This window comes from Caballeronia sp. ATUFL_F1_KS39, assembly GCF_023630985.1.
Lineage (GTDB): Bacteria > Pseudomonadota > Gammaproteobacteria > Burkholderiales > Burkholderiaceae > Caballeronia > Caballeronia zhejiangensis.
Genome location: NZ_JALQDZ010000056.1, coordinates 198,935 through 221,980 on the forward strand (window position 1 = coordinate 198,935; position 23,046 = coordinate 221,980).

Sequence of the window (23,046 nt, forward strand, 5' to 3'; positions counted from 1 at the left end):
GGAACCGACCAAGGCCTAACGAAACGGACGTCATTGGTGAACCATGAATCCCTCATACGCGTTAGAAGGGCTGAACTTCTTCATGGCGGACGTGCAGGCGGGCATCGGGCCGTTTCTCGGCGTTTTCCTGCAGGCGCACGGCTGGCATGCGGATGCGATCGGAACCGTGATGACGTTGGGCGGCATCGCCGGCATGCTGGCCACGTCCCCGGCTGGCGCATTGGTCGATGCGACGCATCACAAGCGCGGCGTCATCGTCATCGCAGGCGTGATGACGACGCTTGCATCGCTCGTGCTATGGGTATCGCACAGCTACTGGATGGTCGCTGCATCGCAGATATTCACCGCGGTCACGGGCGCTGCGCTCGGTCCCGCCGTCGCCGGCGTCACGCTGGGAATCGTGCGCGAGAAAGGATTCGACAGGCAGTTCGGCCGCAATCAGGTGGCCAATCACGCGGGAAACGTCGTAGGCGCCGCGCTGTCCGGCTGGCTCGGATGGCGCTATGGGTTCGGCGCGGTGTTCGTGCTCGCGGGCGTGTTCGGCGCGATGACGGTGATTTCGACGCTGCTCATCCGGCGCGATGCGATCGATCACGACAGCGCGCGCGGCTTGAGCAGTTCGTCCCCGACCGGGCATGAACAGGCGAGCGGATTTCGCGTGCTGCTGACGTGCCGGCCCATCTTGCTCCTCGCCGCCTCGCTGGCGATGTTCCATCTCGGCAACGCGGCGATGCTGCCGCTTTACGGGCTCGCGGTCGTGGCGGCGCATCAGGGCGATCCGAGTGCGTTCACTGCGCAGACCATCGTGATTGCGCAACTCGTGATGGTCGTCGCGGCGGTCTTCGCGAACCGCCTCATCCAGCGAATCGGCTACTGGGGTGTGATCCTGATCACGTTTCTCGCGCTGCCGGCGCGCGGACTCGTGGCGGGAATGTTTATCGCGGCATGGGGCGTGTGGCCCGTGCAGGCGCTCGACGGAATCGGCGCGGGTCTGCAAAGCGTCGCGGTCCCCGCGTTGGTCGTGCGCTTGCTGCGGGGAACCGGACGGGTGAACGTGGGGCAGGGCGTCGTGATGACCGTGCAGGGCATAGGTGCTGCGCTTAGCCCGGCACTGGGCGGCGTGCTCGCGCAGCATTTCGGTTATGCAACGGCGTTCTTCGTGCTGGGAGGCGTATCGACAGGCTCGCTCGCACTCTGGCTCATCTTCGGCGCTTCGCTCAAAAAGGCGTGCGGGATTCACCGCGACGTCGCGCAAGATTCCTCTCTGGCGACATGAATCCGCTTTTCCTTTGCCGGGCCTTGCGCTCGCTACAGACTGCGCGTTGACAAATCCGATCGATCAACCAGGCGCGGCTTGAAGATGCCGACCGTCGAGCCACGCGCGCCATCCGCCGAACGCCGATATGTCTTCGGCGGATTGCACCGCGTACGGCTCGCAGATGAAACCGGCCGTCCACGAACCGTCCGACAGCTCGACCTTGCCCAGCCCGAGCGGAGAAGGAATCGTCGCGAGGAACGATCCGAATTCCGCGCTCGGCATCTCCCAGACCTCCACGGCGATGCCGACGCCATCGTCCGCGACGCGCCACATGCCTGGCCTGCGCGTGCCGTCGGCCGATGCGGGCAACGCGCATAGCCGATAGCAAGGCGCGGTGCGCGTCGCCCGCACGAGACGCGCGCCGCGCGCGACGAGATCGCGATTGAGCGGCAAGCCCTGCATGTGCGCGCCGCATACCGCGACCGTCATGCGATCGTTGGCCGCCGCGCCGTGCGGACTCGCATCGACTTCGCCTCCCCCGACGCAGCGCATGCCGCTTCTGCGCTGAAGCAGATCGGCGACGCCGAGCAGATATTGATCCGTGAACGCGCGGCCGAAGACGGTCACGCCCCACGGCAATCCGTTCTCCATGAAGCCGGCGGGCGCGGCCACCGCCGCATAGTCCAGCAGGTTCATGAAGTTCGTGTAGTAGCCGAGCAGCGAATTCGGGCCGATGGGATCGCGCTCCAGTTCAGCGAGCGTCACCGGTCGCGGATACGTCGGCGTGAGCACGAAGTCGAGCGTATCGAGCGATGCATCGCATAGCGCCTTCAGATCCTGAAGCCGATACTGCGCGCGAAACAGCTCCACGGCAGTCGCGCCCGGCGCTTTCGCCAGCACATCGCGAATGACGGGCAGCACGGCATCCGGCTGCGTCGTCATCAACTCGCCCGTCACGCTATAGCGCTCGGCAACCCACGGTCCCTGATACAGCAATTGCGCCGCCTCGACGAACGGCTGAAAGTCGATCTCGACCGCTTCGCCGCCCGCTGCTTCGAGTAGCGCACGCGTTTGCGCGAACAATGCGGGGCTTTCGCTGCAGCCCGCGAACTCCAGTTGCGCGGGCACGCCGAAACGGAACGCGTGCGGCGTGCCGAACGCACGCGCCGCGTTCCATTGCGGATTGCGTCGGCTGTATGCGTCGCGCGGATCGTGCCGCGCGGTCAGCGCGAGCAGTTCGCTGGCTTCGGCGGCGGTTGCCGTGAAGAACGTCACGCAGTCGAGCGTGCGGCATGCCGGCACGACGCCCGCGGTCGAGAGCAATCCTTTCGTCGGTTTGAGGCCGACGAGATTGTTCAGCGCGGCAGGCACGCGTCCCGATCCGGCCGTGTCGGTGCCGAGCGCGAAGCTCGCGACGCCGAGCGCGACCGCAAGCGACGACCCCGCGCTCGATCCGCCCGACGGATACCCGGGATGCACGCTGTTGCGGCACTTGCCATACGGCGAGCGCGTGCCGTTGAGACCGGTCGCGAACTGGTCGAGATTGGTCTTGCCGAGCGGAATCGCGCCGAGCGCGATCAACTGGCCGACGAGCGTCGCGGATTCATCGGGCGTGTAAGCGAACGCGGGACAGCCCGCCGTCGTTTCGATGCCCGCGAGGTCGATGTTGTCCTTGATCGCGAACGGAATGCCGTAGAGCGGCAAACTGTCCGGATCGTGGCCTTCGAGCCGATCGACGAAAGGCGCGATCTCTTCTTCCGTCAGCAGATGGATGAAGAGATTGAACTCGGGATTGAGCGCGGCGGCTTTGTCGCGCAACCGGGCGATGAGCTTGCGCGGCGTGAGCGAGCCTTCGCGATATTCGCGGCGCAGCGTGGAGAGACGCAGATCGAATGTCGACATGGTTTTCCGTTGGATAGATTCAGTGACGTTCGATGACCGCGATGCGCTGTCCCGCGCGCAGCGGAGAACCCGGCGCGACATGGATCGCGGCGACGGTGCCCGCGCACGGCGCGCAGACGGCAATCTCCATCTTCATCGACTCGATGACGAGCAGCACGTCGCCCGCCGCGACTTCATCGCCAGGGGCCGCTTTCACTTGCCACAGGCTGCCCGCGATCTCGCTGTCGATGGCGAGTTCGCCAGCCTTGAGCGGTGCGAGTTCGGTGTCATCGACGAGTGGCGCATCCTGCGCGTCTTCCGATGCGCCCGCTTCGCGCCAGCGCTCGCGTTCGGCCTGAAACGCCGCTTGCTGACGCGTGCGGAACGCATCGATGCTCGACGCTTCGTCTGCGAGAAACGCCTGATAGTCCGGCAAGGACAGCTCCGTTTCCTCGATGCGCAGCGGATAGCGCCCGAGCGGAAAATCCGCGCGAATGCGCATGAGTTCGTCGGCGGACACTTCGTAGAAGCGGATCTGATCGAAGAAGCGCAGCAGATAGTGCTGGCCGCAGAAATCCGCGGTCTGCGCGTAGCGGTTCCACATCTGCAGCGTGCGTCCGACGAACTGATATCCGCCCGGACCTTCCATGCCGTACACGCACAGATACGCGCCGCCGATGCCGACCGAGTTCTCCGCCGTCCACGTTCGCGCCGGGTTGTACTTCGTCGTCACCAGACGATGACGCGGATCGAGCGGCGTCGCGACCGGCGCGCCAAGATACACGTCGCCGAGACCCATCACGAGATAGCTCGCATCGAAGACGATCTTTCTGACGGCATCGATGGAATCGAGATCGTTGATGCGCCGGATGAACTCCAGATTGCTCGGGCACCACGGCGCATCCTTGCGCACCGTCGTCATGTACTTGTCGATCGCGAGCCTGCACGCCGGATCGTCCCACGAAAGCGGCAGATGCACGATGCGCGACGGCACGCGCAGATCGCCTTGCAGCAGCACTTGCGCCCACGCTTCTTCGACGATCGCAAGCAGACGCGCGAGCGGCAAGTCGTCGGGCCGGTAATGAATCTGCAGCGAGCGGATGCCCGGCGTCAGATCGACCACGCCGGGAAGCGCCTGCGATTCGAGCGACTGCATCAGCGCATGACCGCGAAAGCGCGATACGAGATCGAGTTCCGCCGGGCCGATTTCGAGCAGCAGATGCGTATCGCCGGACACGCGCGCGACGAGTCTTTCGCGGCCCGATCCGCTATCGAGCACGATGGGCGAGGTCAGCGCCGCACGTCGTTCGGTCACTTCGCCGCGTTCGATATCGAGCGATTCGATTTCACGACGCCGCCGCCGCGCGGCCTCACGCGCTTCGCCGATCTCGACGGGAAGGAAGCGCACCTTGTCGCCCGCCTTCAACTGGCCGATCTGCCACAAGTCCGCTTCGATGATCGTCACCGGACACACGAAACCGCCGAGGCTCGGGCCGTCGGGGCCGAGGATCACGGGCATGTCGCCGGTGAAGTCGATCGCGCCGACGGCATACGGATTGTCGTGAATATTCGACGGATGCAGGCCCGCCTCGCCGCCGTCCTCGCGCGCCCATTCGGGCTTCGGCCCGATCAGGCGCACGCCGGTACGGCTCGAATTGAAGTGCACTTCCCATTCGGTATCGAAGAAGCGTTCGATATACGCCGCGCTGAAATACTCGGGCGCGCCATGCGGGCCGTAGATGACGCGGATCGTGCGAACAGGTTCGAGGCGCAGCGCATCGCCGAGCGTCGCGCCTGCTTGCGCGTCGCCGAGCGGATAGACGTGCAGCACGTCGCCGGCGCGGATCGCGCGTCCGCCGTGTCCGCCGAACTGGCCGAGCGTGAACGTGCTGCGGCTGCCGAGATACGACGCGACATCGAAGCCGCCGCGCACGCACAGATAGGCACGCGCGCCCGCGCCGCGAATGGTGCCGAGCGCGAGCGTCGAGCCCGCCGCGACATGGATGCTGGTGTGCATCGGCTGCGCGATATCGTCGAGCGTGACGGGAATGTCAGCGCCCGTGATCGCGATCACCGCATCGGTATTGAAGCGCAGCGTCGGGCCGCTCATCGTCACTTCGAGCGCGGCGGCGTCGGCGGCGTTGCCGATGAGACGATTGCCGAGGCGCATCGAGCGGTCGTCCATCGGTCCCGACGGCGGAATGCCGACCGCCCAATAGCCGAGCCGGCCCGGATAGTCCTGCACCGTCGTCTGTGTGCCGCCGCTCGCGACGTCGATCGTGCTCGCGCGATACTTCAGCGCTTCGAGGCAGCGCGTCCACGGCTCGCCCGACGCGAACGGCGCGTCGCCGATGATCTGCCGCAGATAGTCGCGATTCGTCTCCACGCCGTAAAGCCGCGTGTTCGCGAGCGCCTCGTCGAGCGCGTGGCGCGCTTGGTCGCGCGTCGGCGACCACGCGATGATTTTCGCGAGCATCGGATCGAAGTAGGGCGGCACTTCGCATCCGGCTTCGATCCACGTATCGATGCGCAGCGCGCGGCCATCGGCTTCGGGGAAGGCGACATCGGTCACGAGGCCGGGGCTCGGCTTGAAGTCGCGGCCCGGATCTTCCGCGTACAGGCGCGCCTGGATCGCGTGGCCGCGCGGCTTCAGGCCCGCCATCAGCGAGGAAAGCGGCGCGAGCGTTCCAGCGGCGAGTTCGATCATCCAGCGGACGAGATCGACGCCCCAGACCTGCTCGGTGACGCCGTGCTCGACCTGCAAACGCGTGTTCACTTCGAGGAAATAGAACCGTTCCGCCGCGCTGTCGTAGACGAATTCGACCGTGCCGGCCGACCGGTAATCGACGGCCTTCGCGAGACGGATCGCGGCATCGCACAGCGCAGCCGATACGCCTTCGGGCAACGATGGCGCGGGCGTTTCTTCGAGCACTTTCTGATTGCGCCGCTGCACCGAGCAGTCGCGCACGCCCAATGCGATGGCGTCGCCTTGGCCGTCGCCGAAGACCTGCACTTCGAGATGCCGCGCCCGCTCGATGTACTTCTCGAGGAACACGCCCGCGTCGCTGAAGTTGTTCTCGCCGAGACGGCGCACGGCGTCGAAATGCGCGCCGAGTTCGCCCGCGTTCCAGCACACGCGCATGCCGATGCCGCCGCCGCCCGCCGTGCTCTTCAGCATCACCGGATAGCCGATGCGCTCTGCCGCAGCGAGCGCGGACGGCAAGTCGTCGAGGAGGCCCGTGCCTTCGAGCATCGGCACGCCTTCCTTCGCGGCGATTTCGCGGGCGGTGTGCTTGAGGCCGAACGCGCGCAATTGCGCGGGCGTCGGTCCGATGAACGCGATGCCCGCCGCTTCGCACGCTTCGCCGAACGCCGCGTTCTCCGACAAAAAGCCGTAGCCGGGATGAATCGCCTGCACGCCTTCGGCACGCGCGATGTCGAGGATCTTCGCCGTGTCGAGATAGGTCGTCGCGGCGGGACCGTCGCCGAGCGATTGCGCAATCGAGGCTTCGCTTACATGGCGGCTAGCGCGATCCGCTTCGGCATACACGGCGATGCCGGTGACATCGAGCGCGCGCAAGGTTCTGAGAATGCGGCAGGCGATCGCCCCGCGATTCGCAATCAGGATCTTCTCGAACATGGAAAGGGAAGGGTCGTTCGGAGGCGGGCCGTCCCGCCGTGAGCATGGCGAGCCGCGGTCGTCCGCGGCCGCGATCGCTTCAGCGATAGCTTCGGTTCAGTTGTTCGCGCGTGGTCGTGCAGCAGCGTCCCGAGCGAACGAGCATGACGTGATAGATCCAGCTGCGAATGCGCTTCAGTTCCATATGATCAGCTCCGCGGGTGTCGGGTTATAGGCGTTGCACGGATTGTTCAGTTGCGGACAGTTGGAGATCAGCACGATGACGTCCATCTCCGCGCGCAGCTCGACATACTTGCCCGGCGCCGAGATGCCGTCTTCGAAGGTCAGGCCGCCTTCGGCCGTCACCGGCACGTTCATGAAGAAGTTGACGTTCGCGCCGATATCGCGCTTCGCGAGCCGTCCGTCGTGCGCGCATGCACGCAGGAAGTTGTCGCGGCAGCTATGCATGTAGCGCTTTTCCAGCGCATAACGCACCGTGTTGCTCTCTTGCGCACATGCGCCGCCGAGCGTGTCGTGACGGCCGCAGGTATCGGCGACGATCGTCAGCATCGGATTGCCGAGATTCGAATACAGCACCGAGCCGGACGTCAGATAGAGGCTCTGCTGCCTACGCAACGTGCGTTGCGGATCGAAGCGTTCGCGCGGATCGTGAAGGCTGTAGAAGAGCGTATCGACGGCCTGATTGCCCTCCAGATCGACGATGCGCAGCGTCTGCCCCGCTTTCACTTCATGCAGCCACGGTTCGCCCGCGGCGAGCGTTTCGCGATACACCGCGCTTTCTGGATGTTTTTCACTGACGGTAAGCGCTTGGGTCATGTTGCTCATCTCTCAGGTTCGCTCAAAGGAAAAAGCGTTCGGTGTTGATGAAGCCGCGCACGTTCTCTTCGCATGCGGTACGGCAGATTTCCGCGACTTCGGGATGCGATTCCTTCAGTTCCAGCTTGACGGGCTTCGGCGAGTATTCGGGATGCGGATCGAGCGGATGCTGGATCGCGGTCAGCACGACGAGCGTGTTCATCGGCGCATACAGTTCGACGTAATCGCCCGCTTTCGAATTGCCGGGCACGAAGGCGAGCGCGCCATCGCTCGTCACGTCGATGCGGCTGAAGAGATTGAGCGTCATCAGCAGGTCGGAAACGTCGAGGCCCCACTTGCTCATCTCGACGAGCAGGTTGTCGGTGCCATTGCGATAGAAGCCGTTGCGCAACTCCTGATAGCGGCCCGCGCCGTATCGTTCGAACACTTCCTGCGCATTCGATACCCCGCCGATGCTGTCGTGCCAGCCGCATGTATCCGCAACGATGGCGGCCAGGACGCGCCCCATGTCGGAGTAGAGGCAATGGCCCGTGGTGAGCTTCGCGGTGTGCTGGCACTTCAGCGAATCCGGCAGATTGAGCCGCTCGCTCTTTTCGGCCGCGTTGACCATCATCACGCTGACGTTCGCGCCGCCGCGAATATCGGTGATGCAGAGCGACTGTCCGCGCTTGACGATCAGCGATGCATGACCGCCACCGGGGACCGTTTCTTCGAGTAACACTGTCATGGCGTAGAGCTTCCTTTAGTCGGAGACGAGTTCGATGCTGGATGCGCCCTGCACCGCGGCCTGCGCCATATGCACCGCCGATGCCGAGGCGCGCGTGCGGTCGAGCGGAATGTCGTAGGTGATGCGCGCGCCGTACGCGCCGGGCGCTTGCGGATCGACGCGCACCTTGTCGAAGACGAGCACGCGGCTGCCGAGCGTGAAGCCTTCCTTGAGGTCGTGCGTGACCATGAAAATCGTGAGCTTCGATTCGCGCCACAACTCCGACAACAGCACATGCATGTCCTTGCGGATGCCGGGATCGAGCGCGCCGAAGGGTTCGTCGAGCAGCAGCACGCGCGGCTTCATCATCAGCGCCTGCGCGATGGCGAGCCGTTGCTGCATGCCGCCCGAAAGTTGCTGCGGATACTTGTCGAGCGCCGCGCCAAGACCCACGCGTTCGAGCATCGCGGCGGCTTCGTCGCGTGCGGCGCGTCGTTGTGCGCCGAAGAGCCGTCCCGTGAATTTCGCGCGCGGCAGTTCGAGACCGAGCATCACGTTGCGCAGCACGCTCAGATGATCGAAGACCGAGTAGCGCTGAAACACGACGCCGCGATGCGCGTCCGGTTCGGCGGGAAGCGGTTCGCCGTCGAGCAGAATCTCGCCGCGCGTCGCCCGTTCCTGTCCGAGCAGCAGGCGCAGAAACGTGGACTTGCCGCAGCCGGACGCGCCGACCATCGAACAGAATTCGCCTTCCTTCACGGTGAGATTCAGCCGTTCCAGCACGACCTGATCGCCGTAGTTTTTCCATACGTTGCGAACGACGATCATCGCGCGCCTCCGCCGTACCACGGAAAGCACCACTGCGTGAGTCGACGCAGCAGTTCGTCGGTGAGCCACGCGAGCAGCGTGATCCACGCGACGTAGGGAAGAATGAGATCCATCGACAGATAGCGCCGCACGAGAAAGATGCGATAGCCAAGCCCGTCGGTCGATGCGATCGCTTCCGCTGCAATGAGAAAGAGCCATGCGGCGCCGAGCGAAAGCCGGATCGCGACGAGCAGGCGCGGCAGAAGCTGCGGCAGCACGAGCCGCAGAACAAGCGTCCAACTGTTCGCGCCGAGCGTCTGCGCCTTGATCCACATCTCGGCCGGGATTTCGGCGGCGCGCGCGTGCAGATCGCGAATGATCATCGGCGTGATGCCGATGACGATCAGCACGACCTTCGACAGTTCGTCGAGACCGAAGACGATGAAGAGAATCGGCAGCACGGCGAGCGGCGGCACCATCGATATGACGGTGATGAACGGCGAAAGCGTCGCGCTTGCGAGCGGAAACGATCCCGTCGCGATGGCCGCAACGAGCGCGATCGCCGCGCTCACGACGAGCCCGATGCCGAGCCTTCGCAAGCTCGACGCGGTATCGGTCCAGAGCAGATACTCGCCGGTGCGTTTGTCTTCGGTGAAGGCGGCCGACTTCATCGCATCGCTCATCTGCGTCGCGCTCGGCAACAGCTTGTCGTCGGGATTGTCGGCGAGCCGCATCGAAGAGCCGGTGAAATACACCGCGAGCAGCACGACGAACGGCAGCAGTAACAGCATCAGCGCGCCGGTCCTGCTCGGATGTCGATTGATGAGTCGCATGTTGGCCGCCATGTAGTAGAACCTGACGCGCTCAGAGCTTGCCGGCCGCCGCCATCTCGACGTAGGCCGGATCGAAGCGCAGCTTCACGTTGTTCTTGTTGCCGACGACGACGCCCTTGTCGAACGCCATGCCGACGGCATCCGCGCTCTTCGCGTCTTGCCCCAGCAGGCCGTGATCGAACGAGAACTTGGCGACGCGCGTCATGATCTTCGGCATGTCGGGGCTGGTCACGAATTCGAGCGCGGCCTTCGGCGTGTAGAAGAGGGCGGTGGTCGAGAGCTGGCCTTTGAAGTTGGCGAGATCGGTGCCGGACGCCTTGGCCATCGAAGTCAGCGCGCTCGTGGTTTCGGGGGAATCGCCGTGCATCAGCGCGACCATCTCGAACCATGCGCCGGTCAATGCCTTGCCGAGCGCCGGGTTGTCCTTCAGCGTCTTCGTATTGACGACCATCATGTCCATGATCTCGCCGGGAATCTTGCTGGAGTCGAAGACTTCGGTGACGTTCGGCTGCGCCTTCAAATCGGCGAGCATCGGATTCCATGTGACCGTGTTATGCACGGTGGGCGTGGCGAATGCGCCGGAGATATCGGCGTCGGACGTGTTGACGACCTTGAGGTCGCGCTCGCTCATGTGCGCGCTTTCGAGTGCGCGTGCGAGCAGATAATGCGAGACCGAGAACTGGACGAGGTTGATCTGCTGGCCTTTGAGATCGGCGATCTGCTTGCCCTTGCCCTTCATGAGCACGCCGTCGTTGCCGTTCGAGTAATCGCTGACGATCAGCGCCGTCGAGTCCACGCCGCCCGAAGCCGGGATCGTGAGCGCGTCCATGTTGGTCATCGCGCAGCCGTCGAACTTGCCGGCCGTGTATTGATTGATGGACTCGACGTAGTCGTTCAGCTGGACGACATCGATGTTGATGCCGTACTTCTTCGCCCACTTGGAGACGATGCCCTGCGTCTTGGCCTGGCCCCACGGCATCCAGCCCGCGTAGATAGTCCAGCAGACCTTGAAGTCGTTGCGCGGCGCGGCGGATGCGGCGCTGGACGCGAAAGCGGCGACGGAGAGTGCGGCGATGCCAAGAAAGCGAGCGAGCTTGCGCATGAGGTTGACCTCGAAGGAGACGGTTGGCGACGGCAAGGGAGCAGCGCGACTCATCGCGTTCTCTCCCGGGCTTTTATCCCGCCGTGTAACCTCGCCTGAGGTCGACAGCTCTCGGACCAGCATCCGCGTGAAGCAGACCGGAACCCTAGCCGTCCATTTCCAGATTGTTCGATGAACCGGATGATGCGCCGGCTCCTTGCCATCCCCTCTAAGCGGGAATCGTGCCAACGGTTTTTATGGCTGCTGGCGGCGTTGCGCAGGTTCGGACGGAGCGCATTGCCCATCCGCGGTGAAAGCGGCGCACGTTTGATGTATCGGCTGCACCAACATCGGGCGTCGTCCTTGGTTGCCAGCAAACGTTTCCTTGGGTAGACGCGCGAAAACATCGGCGCAACGCTTTGAGCCGATGCGTCGTTGCTTGCGATTTTCTTGGCATGAATGTGGCGCGGACAACATAGCCATTACCGGTTATTACGGAGAATCCGTCTCGTCGTACAAATAAAAACGAAGCGTTTAAAACAGACCGTCTGAAGGCAGCACCATAGCGGCCAAAGACATACGGGGAAGTCATGCAGCGTGAGAAGAACAACGCGCCTGTCAAAGGGCGGGTCATCGCAGTGTGCATCGGGGTTTCGATCGGCGCGATCAATGCGAATGCGCAGGATGCGGAAACGCAGCCGGCCGCGCACGTGAACACGGCGTCTCGGGCTCAACCGCTCATCTCGCTGCCCAGCACGCCGACGCCCGGTCCGGTCGGCAACACCGGCGAATTGCCGGCCGCCAATGGCGCGCCTCTCACGCCGCGCGGCACGGTGAATGCCGCATCGTCGCTCGACAAGAGCGCCACCCTCGCCGGCACGGCACGCTCGCGCACCGTCGATATCGAAGGCAAGCAAGCGCTCGACGATACGCTCGGCGGCGTGGTCACGACCGACACGGTGACGCTCGCGGGGCAGGACTTCTACACCTGGTTCGCGCAGGCCTGGGGCGCCATCCCGCTGTCCGAGCGCTACATCGTTTCGGTGCACGAGCGGCCGTCGCCGCGCTACGGCAGTCTCGTGTGGGTGGAGTACGGCCAGCGTCGCGTTTTCCAGGCGTTCCTGCCGATTGCGCGCTCGAACGTGAAGCCGATTGCCGAAGGCGCGGCGCAGATCGCCTTTCAGAACGTGATGCAGGCGGACCTGACCCGTCTGCTGTTCCGCGACGCCGACATGGCGATGGACGAACTATAAAAAAATCGCATCATAAGAAAATCGATGCAGTAAGGCCAAAAAATACGGGGAAACCGCAATGAAAACGAATGCGCTCTTGAAACGCGCGTTGCTCGCTTGCGCGCTTGCGATGCCGGTTATCGCCGCGCAAGCCACATCGCTTGTGTATGAACCGGTGAATCCGAACTTCGGCGGCAATCCGCTGAACGGGACGAATCTGCTCAACGAGGCGAACGCGCAGAACAAGTACAAGGATCCGTCGACGGAGAACCTCGGTACGAGCAGCCAGTCCACGCTCGACCAGTTCAACACGCAATTGCAGCAGGCGATTCTGTCGCGCGTCGCGTCGTCGATATCGAGCTCGATCGTCGGCACGGACGGCACGCTGCATCCCGGCACGATCAACACGGGCAACTTCTCGATTGCGATCACGCAAGTTACCGGCGGCAATCTGCAAGTGACGACGACCGACAAGACCACGGGTGCCTCGACGACCTTCGTCGTCGGCAACGGACAGTAACGCGAGCGCGCATACGACATGGACAAAGAAGCTATCACGACACTGGCGACGCGCGCGGCACTGGGCGCCACGCTCCTTGCAACGATGCTGTTGACCGGCTGCGTCACGACGCCGATGCCTTCGGCGGGCAACGCGACGCTCACGCCGCCGACGCGCGTGACGCGCGACCTCACGCACCTGCCGCCGCCGAAAGGGCGCATCGTCGCGGCCGTGTACGGTTTTCGCGATCTGACGGGCCAGTACAAGCCGTCGCCGGACAGCTCGTTCTCGTCGCAGGTGACGCAGGGCGGCGCTTCGTTTCTCGTGAAGGCGATGCGCGATTCCGGCTGGTTCACGCCCGTCGAGCGCGAAAACCTTCAGGACCTCCTGACCGAACGCAAGATCATGCGCGCGCTGGAAACGCCGGACGACAAAAAGAACGCGATACCGCAGATCGGCGCGCTCGCACCGGCGAGCATCGTGCTGGAAGGCGGCATCGTCGGTTACGACACGAACATTCGCACGGGCGGCGCGGGCATCGCGTATCTGGGTATTTCGGCATCCCAACAATATCGCGTGGATCAAGTGACGGTGAACCTGCGCGCCGTGGATATCCGCAACGGCACGATACTCAACAGCGTGTCGACGACCAAGACCATCTATTCGATTCAGGTCGATACCGGCGTGTATCGCTTCATCGGCTTCAAGGATCTGTTGCAGGCCGAAGCCGGCATGACGCGCAACGAGCCGCAGCAGCTGTGCGTGAACGAAGCGATCGAATCGGCGCTCGTGCATCTGATCGTGCAAGGCGTCGCGAACCAGTCGTGGGCGCTCAAGGACACGAAGGACTGGTACGACCCGACGATGCAGCGATATCTGCAGGAAAACCAGGGCTACGCGCAGACGATGGAAGACGTGAACCCGTCGTACAGCCCGGTGAGAATCGATCCGCCGAAGACCATCGGCAGTTAATCAGTCTCAGCGAAGGAGATCAGCATGAAAGCATCGCGTGCGCCAATGCGCGCATCGAAGGTCGCTGTGTGCGCGGCGCTCGGCGCGGTCGTCTCGCTCGCGGTGTATGCGGCGGACCTGTCGTCGGTCTCGGATTTCGGTCCGCCGGAACCGGGCTTCGGCGGCGCGACGCAAGTCGCTCGCGTGTCGCAACACGGCCAGGGTAATCGTCTCGACGCGATTCAGGCCGGACATAACGGCTTGATGGCCAATCAGATCGGCATCGCGAACGCGGCGGCGACGGCGCAGGCCGGCAACGACAACTGGACCGTGCTTCAGCAAAGCGGCGCCGCCAATCTTTACGCCGGTTATCAGTCGGGTCAGTACAACCGGTCGATCGCGATGCAGAACGGCAGCGGTAACGAAGCAACGGTCACGCAGGTCGGGAATTCGATGTCGTCGTCGGTGACGCAGCTTGGCAACAACAACGAGATTTCGATCTTGCAGAGCAGGAACGGTTCAGGATTATCGGTTACGCAGACGGGCGGCGCCCGGGCTGCGGTTCTGATGAAGTAGGCAGGCGAGGAGACCACGCAGTACAGGTAGGTGTGTGAGCGTGCAGGGCCGGGCGTCAGCGGGGGTTGACGTCCGTTAGGGTTACGAATCTACGTGCAAAAAACATCAAGTCAACGAGGCATAAAAATGAAAGTGAAGGCAATCATCATCGCTATGGGTCTGGCAGCATTGGCATCGACGTCGGCTTTTGCAGCGTCGGTCGGCGAAGGCGCGATCGTCGAGCAGTATGGCAACGGCAACACTGCTGGCGTGACGCAGACGGCGTCCAGCCATGACCGCGTGAAGGTCCAGCAGAACGGCGACGGTTCGAGCGCGACCGTTACTTCGAGCAACGGCGGCGCCAACGTGACCGACATCCAGCAAAACGCGGCACGCGTTTCGGGCGAATCGAAGCTGAGCGCGACGCTCACGCAGCAGCAGGCGATCGGTGAAAAGACCACCATCAAGCAAACGGGCAGCAACAGCACGGTGAACGTGACGCAGACGGCTTCGTCGTACGACAAGGACACGGTCACGCAATTCGGCAAGAACGATTCGGCGACCATCAATCGCACCGGCTCGAGCTGGAACACGGTCAACGTCGATCAAGGCACCGGCAAGACGGCAGGCGTGAGCGACGGCGCAAAAGCGACGGTCACGCAGACGACCACGATCGGCAACCGCGTCGACATCCTGCAAGGCAACAAGAACGGCATCGCGACGGTGACGCAGACGAATGGCGGCTACAACTCGGCTCGCATCGATCAGATCGGCGATCATAACGACGGCAAGGTCGAGCAGGTTTCGGAAATCGGCGACAACGTGTCGATCAGGCAGGCCGACTTCGCCCGCGCGCAAGTGCATTCGGAAAACGGCGGCGGCAACACGACCACCATCGACCAGAGCGGCGCAGGCGCACCGCACTATGCGCAGGTGACGCAAGGCAACGCGACCAACGAAACGACGACGATCCTGCAAACCGGCTCGGCCTACAACACGGCATACGTCGATCAGTATCGCGAAGCCAACGATCACACGTATGTCGTTCAGGCGGGCGATCGCAACACGGCGGCCGTTCATCAGACGGATGGCGGCAGCAACCTGGCAGCCGCGGTGCAGGTCGGTTCGAACAACAACATGGATCTGACGCAACAAGGCGCGTTCGAATCGACGCTGCTGGCCGGTCAGGGCGGCGGCTTCAACGAAGCGAAGGGCAAGCAGTCGGGCTCGCACGAAGACATGACGCTAACGCAAGTCGGCTACTTCAACTCCGCGGATGCTTCGCAAACCGGTGCGTATAACACGGCTTCGATCGTCCAGATCGGCAACGCCAACTACGGCTCGGTGACTCAGAGCGGTGTCGGCAATGCGGCTGCGATCACGCAGGGCGGTTCGTTTAACAAGGCTGTCGTCGTTCAGAAGTAAGGAACGCGGCGCAACGAATGGCGGTATGGCGGGCGGCGAGCGGTTCGAAAGTACCGCTCGCCGCTGTTTCATTCACGCGATGTCGCGAATTGGCCGATCGGTGCCATCGGCCGTACACGAGCCCAAAATTCTAGCCCGGCAATTCACGAGGAAGCTGACTGTATTCCGCCTGTTTCGATCTCGGCACCACTGACTTTTTGTCGAGTAATCATGTCGCTCATCCGAGGCGACAATAGATGCGTCGGCACTTGTGCGCCACGCAGGCGCTCGCCCGTTTCGCAGTCGAGACGCATCAGCGTCACAGCACAATCGCAAGGGGTCAAACGATGCTCACCTGCTTCGCAGTAAGCCATACCGATGACGACCAGCTCGTTCAATCCGCCGAGCATGAGATTCTTCAGGCGATTGCCGACGAAGCCGAAGTAAGTTTCGAGCCGGGCTTTGCGGGCAAGAGCTACCTGGACGTTCCGACCAATGCCGACGCACGCGAGGCAATGACTGCACGCCTGGAACAGAACGATATGTCCTTCAGCGTGGTTACGCGCATCGCTTATTAGGCGTGGATCACGAAGCGGGATGCGATCGCGGACATGCCGTCGACGCGCTGAACGTTCGTCTTGCGATGTGGCCCAGCACGCGCTCACGTGCGCAACGACCTCAACCCCGCACGCACTTCCCCGGCGAACAGGTCCGGCTGTTCCCACGCCGCGAAGTGTCCGCCCTTGTCGAGCCGGTTGTACCAGATGAGGTTGTGATAAGCGCGCTCCGTCCAGCTTCGCGGCGCCTGATAGTTCTCGCGCGGGAACACGCTCACGGCCGCGGGAACCGATACGTCGGCGGCCGCAAGGAAGTTGAAGTGCGATTCCCAGTAGAAGCGCGCGGACGAGACACCCGTGTTCGTCAGCCAGTAGAGCGTGATGTCGTCGAGAATGTCGTCTCGCGTCATCGCCCCTGATGATTCGCCGTTGACGTCGCGCCCGAATACCGCCGAAGTCAGCGCCGCCGCAGGCTGCACGTAGCCGTCGCCATGATCGAGCAGCCATGCGGCAAGACCTGTCGGCGAATCCGCGATGCCGTAGAGCGTTTGCGGGCGCGTGCCCATTTCCAGCGCGTACGCCCGGCGTTTTCTTGCGGCGCTGGCAAGCTGCTCGTACGCGTGCTTTTCTTCATCGTTGAGGCCCGCAGGTGGCGGATCGCCTGCCTGCAGCGCTTTGGCGATATCGGCGGGAACGGTCGCCGGGAAGTTGACGTGAATGCCGAGCAACTCGGGCGGCGCCTGCTTGCCCATCACGTTGGCGACCACGCCGCCGAGGTCGCCGCCTTGCGCCGCGAACTTGTCGTATCCGAGCCGCTTCATGAGCGTGACCCAGGCGCGTGCGGTGCGCTCGGGTCCCCAGCCGGTCGCCGTCGGCTTGCCCGAGAAGCCATAGCCCGGCAGCGACGGGATCACCAGATGAAACGCATCCGACGCACTCGCGCCGTGTGCCGTGGGATTGGTCAGCGGATCGATGATCTTGAATTGCTCGATCACCGATCCGGGCCATCCGTGCGTGACGATGAGCGGCATCGCGTTCTCGTGCTTCGAGCGAACGTGGATGAAGTGGATGTCCAGCCCGTCGATCTCGGTGATGAAATTCGGATAGCCGTTCAGTTTCGCCTCGCACTTGCGCCAGTCGTAGTCCGTGGACCAGTGGCGCGCGAGTTCCTGCATCATCGCGAGCGGCACGCCTTGCGATTCGTCGGAAACGGTCTCGCGCTCGGGCCAGCGCGTTGCCTTGATGCGGCGGCGCAGATCGGTGAGTTGCGCTTCGGGAACATGCACGCGAAGCGGACGAATCGCTTCCTTGTCGTTATTCGCGGTCTTCGCGACTGAGACGACCGATGAGTTCGGTTCAGCAAACGCAAGCTTGTTCAGCGATGCCGCTGCGATACCGGCCGCCGCAACCTCGACGAAGCGGCGGCGCGACGGCGACTTGGGAAGCGTCTTGTTATATGACATGAGAACTCCTGATGAAGGCGAAGCTATTTCGGCGGCCGACTCCGTCACGCGTACTGCGCTTCGAACACGATCGTTCGGCTCGGATCGCGTTGCATACGTAATACGGCGGATCCCGCTGCTGGCGCTGCTCACTGCTGCGCGATGGACGTATTGAAGCGCGCCGACGTATCCCGTGCGTGTCGAAATCGAGGCGTTGTGTAATCGCGCGTATCCGCCGCCGCCGCCGATACGTTGCGATACAAGTTGCGGCAGTCGTCGCCTTGGTTGAGCGTGTCAGCTCTCCGGGTCGTACCCGAACTCGCGGAGTTCCTGCGCACAGCGGCAGGCTTTGGCGATGTCAGCGGCCCATTGGACGGCCGCTTCGCGCGATGGAAGTTCCAGCACACAGAAGCCGCCGTCGAACTCTTTCGTCTGCGGATACGTCCCGTTCGTGACGGTGCCGTCGGCGGCGACCATCAGCGGCGTCACGTTCCCATTGATACCGCCGCCGAACACATAGACGCCCGCTTCCTTCGCCTCTCTGATGACCGCGCGTGCCGCTTCGCCGACCGCGTCGATGTCTTCATCGGAGACGTGCATCGCCGATGCAGGGAAGGAGATTAGGTACTTCGTCATCGTTCGATCCTCCGGGTGTGAGTCGGCCTCCCGCGTCGAAAGGCCACTGGAACGGCGCGAAAAAAGAATAAAAATCGCATCGAAAGATTACTAGGCTTTCAATCGGGCCGAGCGAACGCGTCTTACCTAAGGTGCCGATAAAAACGCGCGCTGCAAGGTAAGCGGACGATCTTCGCAATGCGGCCCTCAAAAAACCGTTGCGCCCATTCTGACCAAGAACGCGAATCATGGGCGCCGTATCACGGCGCGTCCCTTCGATCGAGGCTGTATTTCTTCGGCATCCCGATCACTGCGAGCTGACCTGATAGCGCGCAGACGACGAGCGTGTTCAACACGCGCTTCCTGAAGACCCCTTACTCAATGGCCTTCCAGGAAATCCCTATCTCTTCAAAGGAGGTTGAAATGGCCGGTGATATCAACATTCGTGAACGTGTCGTGATCTTGCCCGAGACAGGCGCATTCGCCGAGGCGCGGCGTCATCCCGAATCCACATCGAGCCGCCGTGTCGTGCATGTCTACGGTTCCCGCGTGATCGTGATGGAGGAATCGGCGGAACCCGCCGCAAAGGCGCTGGCGTACGAATCGCTGCAGGCATCCGCGATGGTGGTCGACTCGCTGTCGGCGACGGAGCAGTTGGGCTACAACGCGTTCGCCTTGCGCGAATCGAGCGCGTATCGGACCGCGAAGTCATCGCGTCCGCGCGAGGGCGAATCGTGGGATTCCAGCGAGGAAATGCAGTATTCGTGTACGCCGCCCGAAGACTCCAGGGAGCGCGCCGAAAGGGCGATGGCGCAGGCGGGCGCGCCGACGAGCCAGCGTCTGACCGGCTCGGTCGCGGTGGGAATCGTGATCGTGGAAGGACCGAACGACAATCTCAAGTTTTCGCAGGACGAGCGTACGAAGGTCGTCGCCGAAGTGCAGAACGGACTGAGCTGGCTGGCGACGCAAAACCCGGAAGGCTTGACCTTCAAGTACGACATCAAGATCGTCGCGGTGGAGGTGCAGCCCGGCGCGGACACGCTGACTTTCGATGAAAAAGAGACGCTGTGGCGCGATCCCGCGATGACGCAGCTCGGCTACGGCACGGGCATGGGCGCGGTGACGGCGTACATCGAAAAGCTGCGCACCGATCTCGGCACCGACTGGACGTATTGCGGCTTCTTCACCAAGTATCCGCTCGGGCATTTTGCTTATGCGTCGATCGGCGGCCCGCGTCTCGTGATGAACTACGACAACGATGGATGGGGCCCCGACAACATCGACCGCGTATTCGCGCACGAAAGCGGGCACATTTTCGGCGCGCCGGACGAATACGCGGCGAGCGGCTGCAACTGCGGCGGATCGTGGGGCGTGTACTTCAAACCGAACGCCAACTGCGCGAATTGCGCGCCAGGGGGCGGCGTCGATTGTCTGATGAAGGGCAACACCTGGAACATGTGCGTGCACACGCCGTTCCATCTCGGCTTTCCGCTCGTTACACAGACCTACACCGGCGTATGGCGGCAGGGCAACGACGCGCACTATCTGTGGGTCAACGCATCGTGGAACAGTTTTGTCGCGAAATGGCAGCAACTCGCGGAGCAGAATCTGCGTCTCGCCGATCTCAAGATCACGCGCGAGAACGGTTCCGAGCGATTCCACGGCGTCTGGCGCGAGGGCACGGGCGGCTATTACCTTTGGGTCAACGCGAATCAGGCGGACTTCATCACCAAATGGCAGGAGCTGGGCGCCCAGGGGTTGAGGCTCGTCGATCTCGAAGTGCAGAACGTCAACGGCACGCTGCTGTATTCGGGCGTCTGGCTGCCCGGCGACGATGGCTACTATCTCTGGATCAACGCCGACTGGAACAGCTTTGTCGCGAAGTGGCAGCAGCTCGCGGATCAGAACCTTCGTCTCATCGATCTCAAGATCGTTGACGTGGGCAACGAGCAGCGCTTCTTCGGCGTGTGGCGGCAGGGCACGGGCGGTCATTATCTCTGGGTCAATGCGGACTGGAACAACTTCGTCGCGAAGTGGCAGGAGCTCGCCCAGCAGAATTTGCGTCTCGTCGATATCGAGATCACGCAGTCCGCGCAAGGTCAGCGCTTCTCGGGCGTCTGGCTGCCCGGCGCGGATGCGTACTACCTGTGGTCCGGCGCCGACTGGCAGCACTTCGTCGCGAAATGGGAAGAGGTATCGGCGCAAGGCATGCGGCTCGTCGATCTCGACGTAGTGCCGGGCTCCGGCGCGCAGAGTCCGACGCCATCATCGGTCGCGGCTTCTTACGGCGGCATGGCGAGCGCATCGGCATCGGCGTTCGATTCTTACGAGGATGGCAAGGGCGGTCCCGGCGCAGCCACGCTGGCAGGGGAAGCGGGCTATGGAATGGGGAGCGTGAACGGCGAGGGCACGGCGGTATCGGCCCCGGATTCGGGCAGGCTCGCGGGCGTCGGCGGCGGTTCGTCGAACGGCGGCGGCCTCGCGTCGACTTCGACCGCGACCCGCACCCCTACCGCCGGCGGCGGCAACGCGTTCGGCGGCGGATACTTCGGCGGCAGTCCGCAACCCGGCGATGCGCCCGCGCCGCAACCGGAACTCACGATGGAAGCACTCGGAGGCGGATCGGTTTCCTGAGCGCGATGGGCTAGGGGTCCACGCGGCCGATGCGTCACCGCTTCGGATCGGGCGGTTGCATCGGCGGCGTGTCCCAGTCGAGCTGATCGCCACGGCGCGTCTTGACCTGGCCGAGCCGCGACATCCATGCATCGACGAAAAGCGCTTCGGTATCGTCGAGCCCGTTCGACTGCTTCACCGACGATTCCGCGTGCGTCAGCACGCTGGCGACGCCGTGCATCGACGCGATGCGTGGAACGGCCGAAGCATCCGCGGTGCTCACGTATACGCGGTTCGAGATGGATTGCGTCGGCGGGGCGGCGCGCATGACGGCATCGCGCTCGGCGGCCGATATGGATAGCTGGAGAATGACGAGGACTTCGACCATGACACGTTGCTCCCGCGCGCGATGCGCGTAGCCAAGTGTAGGGCGGGCCGCATCCGGTCGCAACGCAGCGGCATGGATACTCGCGATGCTGCCCGACGAACTTATGGGCTCGTGATGGCGGATTTTGTCCGCAAAGATGACGCGTAATGCTCTTTCCTGTGCGGTTGACGGGGCATTATGATGATTGCACGTTCAATCATCGAGGCCAAAAATGACCGCCGACCAACGCCGTTCCGCTCTCGTCATCATCGACGTTCAGGAATCGTTTCGCCACATGCCCGACTGGTCCGACACGGATCTGCCGGCTTTCAAGGAAGCCGTACTGCGCCTCGACCGCGGCGCGCGCGAAGCCGGCGTTCCGGTGGTTCATATCTTCCATGTCGGCAAGGCCGGACCGTTCAAGAAAGAATCGGGCTTCGTGAAGCCGCTGGACTGGTTGCCCGCTTCGCCCGATGTCGTCTTCGAGAAACACACGCACAACGCGTTCACCGATACCGGCCTGGACCTGTGGCTGCGCCGGCGCCAGATCGATCATCTGGTGATCGCGGGCATCCGCACCGAACAGTGCTGCGAGACGACGACGCGAGTCGCCTCGGACATCGGCTATGCCGTCGACTACGTGACCGAGGCTACCCTCACGTTTCCGATGACTCACGCCATCAGCGGCCGCGTCTACTCGACGTCCGAGATCAAGGCGCATACGGAACTCGTGCTGCAGGGACGCTTCGCGCGCATCGCCACAACCGACGACGCGCTCGCTGCGTGGCGCACGGCAAAAGCCGCATGATTCCGCCGATATCCGTATGGTTCGTGCTGACGCCGCCCGTGCTGATGCTCGACTATGCCGGCCCGGCCGAGGCGATGCGAATGGCGGCCGAAGCCGGCGGGCCTTTCGCGCTGCATCACTGCGGCCCGCTCGAGCGCGCGGCGACGTCGCTCGGCACCTTCATCGACGGTATCGAACCGTTGCCCGACAGGCTGCCGCGGAACAGTCTCGTGATGGTCGTCGGCAGCACGGAGTCGCCGGAGCCGGGCACGAACGCGCCGTTCGATACGGTCGCGCAGTGGCTTCGATGCGCCCCGGCCGAAGACACGCGCATCGCCAGCATCTGTTCCGGCGCGCTCCTGCTTGCGCGCGCGGGGCTGCTTGCGGGACGGCGCTGCACCACGCACTTCGGACTCGTCGATGAACTCGCGCGCGCGGAACCGACGGCGCGCGTGCAATACGACTGCCTGTTCGTCGATGACGGCGACGTGCTGACGAGCGCCGGAATCACCGCGGGTATCGACCTGTCGCTGTATCTGATCGAGCACTATGCGGGAGCCGAGCGCGCCGCCGATATCGCACGCCGTCAGGTGGTCTATCAGCGCCGTGCAGGCGACGACGTGCAGCTTTCGCCGTGGCTTGCGCATCGGAATCACATGCATCCGGCGGTGCATCGCGCGCAGGATGCCATCGCGCAAAACCCTGCGCGCGACTGGAGCGTCGCCGAACTCGCGCGTGCCGCGCATGTGAGCCAGCGGCATCTGAGCCGCCTGTTTGCGGAGCACGCGGGCGTCACCGTACTGGAGTATCAGCAGCGTCTGCGGGTGGCGAGCGCGCAGCGCTTGCTCGCGCAGTCGGACTACAACATCGAGCGCGTGGCGGAGGAATCCGGTTTCGCATCCGTCCGGGATTTCCGGCGCGTGTGGCGGCGGTATCACGACGTGTCGCCCGCGCGGTTTCGCAGCGGTTCGGAGCTCGAATCTTCTGTCGACTGAACGCATC

20 protein-coding genes and 1 riboswitch are annotated in these 23,046 nt (G+C 63.6%); of the genes, 10 read left to right on the forward strand and 10 right to left on the reverse strand.

What is annotated here, in order from left to right; all coding sequences use genetic code 11:
• Positions 1 to 43: 43 nt before the first annotated feature.
• Positions 44 to 1,276 carry an MFS transporter gene (locus tag NCR93_RS28540; RefSeq protein WP_175980159.1) on the forward strand — a complete coding sequence of 411 codons (1,233 nt, stop codon included), beginning with the start codon at positions 44 to 46 and terminating at the stop codon, positions 1,274 to 1,276.
• Between the two features lie 63 nt (positions 1,277 to 1,339).
• Here NCR93_RS28540 and atzF read toward each other — a convergent pair whose 3' ends face one another.
• The 7 genes from atzF to NCR93_RS28575 all read right to left on the reverse strand — a co-directional run bounded on the left by atzF (position 1,340) and on the right by NCR93_RS28575 (position 11,043).
• Positions 1,340 to 3,160, reverse strand: coding sequence for an allophanate hydrolase (gene atzF, locus NCR93_RS28545; protein ID WP_175980158.1), 1,821 nt, complete (start codon positions 3,158 to 3,160; stop codon positions 1,340 to 1,342).
• Between the two features lie 19 nt (positions 3,161 to 3,179).
• A complete protein-coding gene (uca, locus tag NCR93_RS28550; RefSeq protein WP_175980157.1) occupies positions 3,180 to 6,779 on the reverse strand; it encodes an urea carboxylase in 3,600 nt (1,199 codons plus the stop codon).
• A 174-nt stretch (positions 6,780 to 6,953) separates the two neighbouring features.
• On the reverse strand, positions 6,954 to 7,595 hold the full coding sequence (locus tag NCR93_RS28555; protein ID WP_008346571.1) for an urea amidolyase associated protein UAAP2: 642 nt from the start codon (positions 7,593 to 7,595) through the stop codon (positions 6,954 to 6,956).
• 22 nt (positions 7,596 to 7,617) lie between these two features.
• Positions 7,618 to 8,322: an urea amidolyase associated protein UAAP1 gene (locus NCR93_RS28560; protein WP_033536001.1), complete on the reverse strand. Its 705-nt coding sequence runs from the start codon at positions 8,320 to 8,322 to the stop codon at positions 7,618 to 7,620.
• Positions 8,323 to 8,337: 15 nt separating this feature from the next.
• On the reverse strand, positions 8,338 to 9,129 hold the full coding sequence (locus NCR93_RS28565) for an ABC transporter ATP-binding protein (protein ID WP_008346574.1): 792 nt from the start codon (positions 9,127 to 9,129) through the stop codon (positions 8,338 to 8,340).
• Positions 9,126 to 9,941 (reverse strand): ABC transporter permease, encoded by an 816-nt coding sequence (locus NCR93_RS28570; protein ID WP_175980156.1) that lies wholly within the window; start codon positions 9,939 to 9,941, stop codon positions 9,126 to 9,128. The genes NCR93_RS28565 and NCR93_RS28570 overlap by 4 nt, the downstream gene beginning before the upstream one ends.
• A gap of 31 nt (positions 9,942 to 9,972) precedes the next feature.
• Positions 9,973 to 11,043 (reverse strand): putative urea ABC transporter substrate-binding protein, encoded by a 1,071-nt coding sequence (locus tag NCR93_RS28575; protein ID WP_008346580.1) that lies wholly within the window; start codon positions 11,041 to 11,043, stop codon positions 9,973 to 9,975.
• Between the two features lie 60 nt (positions 11,044 to 11,103).
• A riboswitch (guanidine-I (ykkC/yxkD leader) is annotated at positions 11,104 to 11,203 on the reverse strand.
• 409 nt (positions 11,204 to 11,612) lie between these two features.
• Between NCR93_RS28575 and NCR93_RS28580 the strand changes: the two genes are divergently transcribed.
• From NCR93_RS28580 to NCR93_RS28605, 6 genes are all read left to right on the forward strand, one after another.
• Positions 11,613 to 12,275 (forward strand): CsgE family curli-type amyloid fiber assembly protein, encoded by a 663-nt coding sequence (locus tag NCR93_RS28580; RefSeq protein WP_175980155.1) that lies wholly within the window; start codon positions 11,613 to 11,615, stop codon positions 12,273 to 12,275.
• Positions 12,276 to 12,333: 58 nt separating this feature from the next.
• Positions 12,334 to 12,774 carry a curli assembly protein CsgF gene (locus tag NCR93_RS28585; RefSeq protein ID WP_008346584.1) on the forward strand — a complete coding sequence of 147 codons (441 nt, stop codon included), beginning with the start codon at positions 12,334 to 12,336 and terminating at the stop codon, positions 12,772 to 12,774.
• 18 nt (positions 12,775 to 12,792) lie between these two features.
• On the forward strand, positions 12,793 to 13,725 hold the full coding sequence (locus NCR93_RS28590; protein WP_175980154.1) for a CsgG/HfaB family protein: 933 nt from the start codon (positions 12,793 to 12,795) through the stop codon (positions 13,723 to 13,725).
• Positions 13,726 to 13,749: 24 nt separating this feature from the next.
• Entirely contained in the window at positions 13,750 to 14,280 is a 531-nt protein-coding gene (locus tag NCR93_RS28595; RefSeq protein ID WP_008346589.1) for a hypothetical protein, read from the forward strand.
• 126 nt (positions 14,281 to 14,406) lie between these two features.
• A complete protein-coding gene (locus tag NCR93_RS28600; protein ID WP_175980153.1) occupies positions 14,407 to 15,684 on the forward strand; it encodes a hypothetical protein in 1,278 nt (425 codons plus the stop codon).
• A gap of 326 nt (positions 15,685 to 16,010) precedes the next feature.
• Positions 16,011 to 16,241: a hypothetical protein gene (locus NCR93_RS28605; protein WP_144403629.1), complete on the forward strand. Its 231-nt coding sequence runs from the start codon at positions 16,011 to 16,013 to the stop codon at positions 16,239 to 16,241.
• An 83-nt stretch (positions 16,242 to 16,324) separates the two neighbouring features.
• On the opposite strand, the gene NCR93_RS28610 is transcribed toward NCR93_RS28605, so the two are convergent.
• Together NCR93_RS28610 and NCR93_RS28615 are read right to left on the reverse strand one after the other, a co-directional pair.
• Positions 16,325 to 17,683 carry an epoxide hydrolase family protein gene (locus NCR93_RS28610; RefSeq protein ID WP_175980152.1) on the reverse strand — a complete coding sequence of 453 codons (1,359 nt, stop codon included), beginning with the start codon at positions 17,681 to 17,683 and terminating at the stop codon, positions 16,325 to 16,327.
• 273 nt (positions 17,684 to 17,956) lie between these two features.
• On the reverse strand, positions 17,957 to 18,298 hold the full coding sequence (locus NCR93_RS28615; protein WP_175980151.1) for a YciI family protein: 342 nt from the start codon (positions 18,296 to 18,298) through the stop codon (positions 17,957 to 17,959).
• A gap of 402 nt (positions 18,299 to 18,700) precedes the next feature.
• On the opposite strand from NCR93_RS28615, the gene NCR93_RS31960 reads away from it, so the two are divergent.
• A complete protein-coding gene (locus NCR93_RS31960) occupies positions 18,701 to 20,911 on the forward strand; it encodes a hypothetical protein (protein ID WP_241814120.1) in 2,211 nt (736 codons plus the stop codon).
• Positions 20,912 to 20,945: 34 nt separating this feature from the next.
• Here NCR93_RS31960 and NCR93_RS28625 read toward each other — a convergent pair whose 3' ends face one another.
• On the reverse strand, positions 20,946 to 21,278 hold the full coding sequence (locus tag NCR93_RS28625) for a hypothetical protein (protein WP_008346602.1): 333 nt from the start codon (positions 21,276 to 21,278) through the stop codon (positions 20,946 to 20,948).
• Between the two features lie 211 nt (positions 21,279 to 21,489).
• Here NCR93_RS28625 and NCR93_RS28630 point away from each other — a divergent pair, with 211 nt between their 5' ends.
• Together NCR93_RS28630 and NCR93_RS28635 are read left to right on the forward strand one after the other, a co-directional pair.
• Entirely contained in the window at positions 21,490 to 22,065 is a 576-nt protein-coding gene (locus NCR93_RS28630; protein WP_034470174.1) for an isochorismatase family protein, read from the forward strand.
• Positions 22,062 to 23,039 carry a GlxA family transcriptional regulator gene (locus tag NCR93_RS28635; protein WP_175980149.1) on the forward strand — a complete coding sequence of 326 codons (978 nt, stop codon included), beginning with the start codon at positions 22,062 to 22,064 and terminating at the stop codon, positions 23,037 to 23,039. The genes NCR93_RS28630 and NCR93_RS28635 overlap by 4 nt, the downstream gene beginning before the upstream one ends.
• The last annotated feature ends 7 nt before the right edge of the window (positions 23,040 to 23,046 follow it).